This window comes from Longimicrobium sp. (genome assembly GCF_036387355.1).
In the GTDB taxonomy this organism is placed as follows: domain Bacteria; phylum Gemmatimonadota; class Gemmatimonadetes; order Longimicrobiales; family Longimicrobiaceae; genus Longimicrobium.
In genome coordinates, this window is the sequence record NZ_DASVTX010000096.1 from 1 (window position 1) to 3034 (window position 3034).

A 3034-nucleotide genomic window follows, 5' to 3' on the forward strand; every position below is an offset into this window, starting at 1 on the left:
CTGCCGATCACGGCGGCCGCGCCCTGAGCCGTACTTTCGTACTTTTGTACTCCCGTACTTTCGGTCGATGACCATCTCCGACGCGCCGGACGCCCCCGCCTCCCCCGCCCTCCCCACCGCCGCCGACGTGCACGCCGCGGCGGAGCGGCTGCGCGGCAACGCGCACCGCACGCCGGTGATGACGTCGCGCACGCTGAACGAGCGGTTCGGCGCCGAGTTCTTCTTCAAGTGCGAGAACCTGCAGCGCGGCGGATCGTTCAAGTTCCGCGGCGCGTTCAACGCGGTGTCCGGCCTCGCCGCCGCGCAGCGCGCGCTGGGCGTGCTGACGTACTCCAGCGGCAACCACGCGCAGGCGGTGGCGCTCACCGGCCGCATTCTGGGCGTGCGCACGGCCATTGTCATGCCCGACGACGCGCCGCAGTCCAAGATCGAGGGGACCCGCGGCTACGGCGGCGAGGTGATTCTGTACGACAAGCACAAGGAAACGCGCGAGGACATCGCCGTCGCGCTGCAGGCGGAGCGCGGGATGACGCTGCTGCCGCCGTACGACCACGCGGGGGTCATCGCCGGCCAGGGCACCGCCGCGCTGGAGCTGCTGCACGACGTCCCCGGCCTTTCGGTGATGATGACGCCCTGCGGCGGCGGCGGGCTGCTGAGCGGCACCGCGCTGGCCGCAAAGGATGCGAACCCGGGCATCCGCGTCATCGGCGTGGAGCCGGAGCTGGCGGACGACGCCACGCGCTCGTTCCGCACCGGCACGCTGCAGAAGGTGCACAACCCGCCCACCATCGCCGACGGGCTGCGCACACCGGCGCTGGGGCAGATCACCTTTCCGCTCATCCGCGCCCACGTGACGGAGATGCGCACCGTGTCAGAAGACGCCATCGTGGAGGCGATGCGCTACCTGTGGACACGGATGAAGATCGTGGTGGAGCCCTCCGGCGCCGTGCCGCTCGCCGCGGTCATGAGCGACCCGGACGCGTTCCGCGGCGCGCGCGTGGGGATGGTAATTACCGGAGGCAACGTGGACCTGGCGAACGCCTTCGCCCTGCTCGGCTGATCCGTAGGCCGTGAATCCCGCCGGCCGTTCCGGCACTTCCGTCGCGCACACCAGGCAGAGCGGCCCCCCGGCACGGTGCCGGGGGGCCGCTCGCCATCCATCAACCGCCTGCTACCGTTCGTCCTCCTCGCCCGCGGCGGAGGCGGACCTGGGGAGCGCGGCCCAGGCCTCCACCATGCGCACGAACTCGCCGCGGTAGCCGTCCGCGTCCGCGCCGGTGGCGCCGCGGGCAAGCTGCAGCACCCCTTCCACGCTGCTGCGGCCGCGATGCTCCGACGCGCGCAGCAGCATTCCGAACTCCGCCACGGCCGCGGCAAAGCGGAAGTTCTCCGACGGCGGCCCGTCGCCCAGCCACACCGGAACCGTGTGCGCAAGGAGCCGGCTGCGCGTTCCCTCCGGCAGCTTGTAGCGCACCTTGACGTTCATCATTTCCCGCCCGAACCGCGCGTCCGGCCCGCCGCGCGCCCGCTGGTAGCGCAGCGGGTCCACGGCGCCGATCTGCACGTCGCTCTGCGCGCCCACGGGCACGATCTCGTACAGCGCCGTGACCGTGTGCCCGGCACCCATCTCCCCGGCGTCCTTGACGTCGTCGTTGAAATCCTCCGACGCGAGCATGCGGTTCTCGTAGCCGATGAGCCGGTACGCGTACACGTGCTCCGGGTTGAACTCCACCTGCAGCTTCACGTCCTTGGCCAGCGTGAACAGCGTTCCCGCGCGCTCGCTCACCAGCACCCGCCGCGCCTCGGCCAGTTCGTCGATGTACGCGTAGTTGCCGTTGCCGTGGTCGGCCATCTGCTCCATCCGCGCGTCGGCCAGGTTGCCGGTGCCGAAGCCCAGGACCGTGAGGAAGGTGCCCTGCTGGCGCTTTTCCTCGATCAGCCGCACCAGCTCGCCCTGGCTGCTGGCGCCCACGTTGAAGTCGCCGTCGCTGGCCAGGATGACGCGGTTGTTGCCCTGGGGCATGTGGTTTCGCCGCGCCACTTCGTACGCGAGCTGAATGCCCGCTCCGCCCGCCGTGCTGCCTCCCGCCTGCAGCCGGTCGATGGCGGCCAGGATCACCTCCTTGCGGTCGCCCGGCGTGGCGTCCAGCACCAGCCCCGCCGCGCCGGCGTACACCACCAGCGCGATGCGGTCCTCCGCCGTCAGCTCCCCCACCAGCAGCCGCAGCGACTGCTGCACCAGCGGCAGCTTGTCTTCCGAGCTCATGCTGCCGGACACGTCCACCAGGAACACCAGGTTGCTGGGCGGCAGGTTGCGGGTGTCGGGCATGCGGCCCTGCAGCGCCACCTGCACGAGCTGGTGGCGGGGATTCCACGGCGCCGCGCCCACTTCCGTCACGACGTGAAACGGGTGCTCGCCCTCCGGCTCCGGGTAGTCGTAGGCGAAGTAGTTCACCATCTCCTCAATGCGCACGGCGTCCGCGGGCGGCGCGTGCCCGTCGCGGATGAAGCGGCGCACGTTGCTGTAGGAGGCGCGGTCCACGTCCACGGAAAAGGTGGAAAGCGGCTCGCGCGCCGCGGGCCGGAAGCCGGTCTCGCGGATGTGGTTGTACTCCTCCGTGTTGTACCCGTCCGCGTGTACGGAAGCCACCGCCATGCCCACGGACTGCCGCTGCACCACCCGGGGGCTGGAGCCCGTCACCACCACCTCATCCAGCTGCAGTACGGCCGCGTTCAGGCGAAAGTCGCGGGTGACCGCCTGCCCGGCCCTGAGCGCGACGGTGTGCGCGGCGGGCACGTAGCCTATGCGGGACGCGGTGACCTGCACCGGAGCGGCCGGCACGCGCGCTTCGGGCACGACGAGCCGGTAGCGGCCGTCTGCTCCGGTGAGGCCGCCCACGTTCAGGGCGGGAATGCGGACCAGCGCGCCGGCCACGGGAAGCGCCTCGTCGCTGGTCACCAGCCCGGTCACCACCGCAGGCTCCTGCGCGCGGGCCAGCACCGGCGCAAGCAGCAGCAACAGCACGGGCACTGC

Annotated in this window: 2 protein-coding genes; one reads left to right on the plus strand and one right to left on the minus strand. The window is 71.4% G+C overall.

Annotated elements, in window-relative coordinates:
* Nucleotides 1–67 precede the first annotated feature (67 nt).
* Nucleotides 68–1060 (plus strand): threo-3-hydroxy-L-aspartate ammonia-lyase, encoded by a 993-nt coding sequence (locus VF665_RS04600; protein WP_331052236.1) that lies wholly within the window; start codon nucleotides 68–70, stop codon nucleotides 1058–1060.
* Between the two features lie 111 nt (nucleotides 1061–1171).
* On the opposite strand, the gene VF665_RS04605 is transcribed toward VF665_RS04600, so the two are convergent.
* Nucleotides 1172–3031 carry a YfbK domain-containing protein gene (locus tag VF665_RS04605; protein ID WP_349263099.1) on the minus strand — a complete coding sequence of 620 codons (1860 nt, stop codon included), beginning with the start codon at nucleotides 3029–3031 and terminating at the stop codon, nucleotides 1172–1174.
* Nucleotides 3032–3034: the final 3 nt, after the last annotated feature.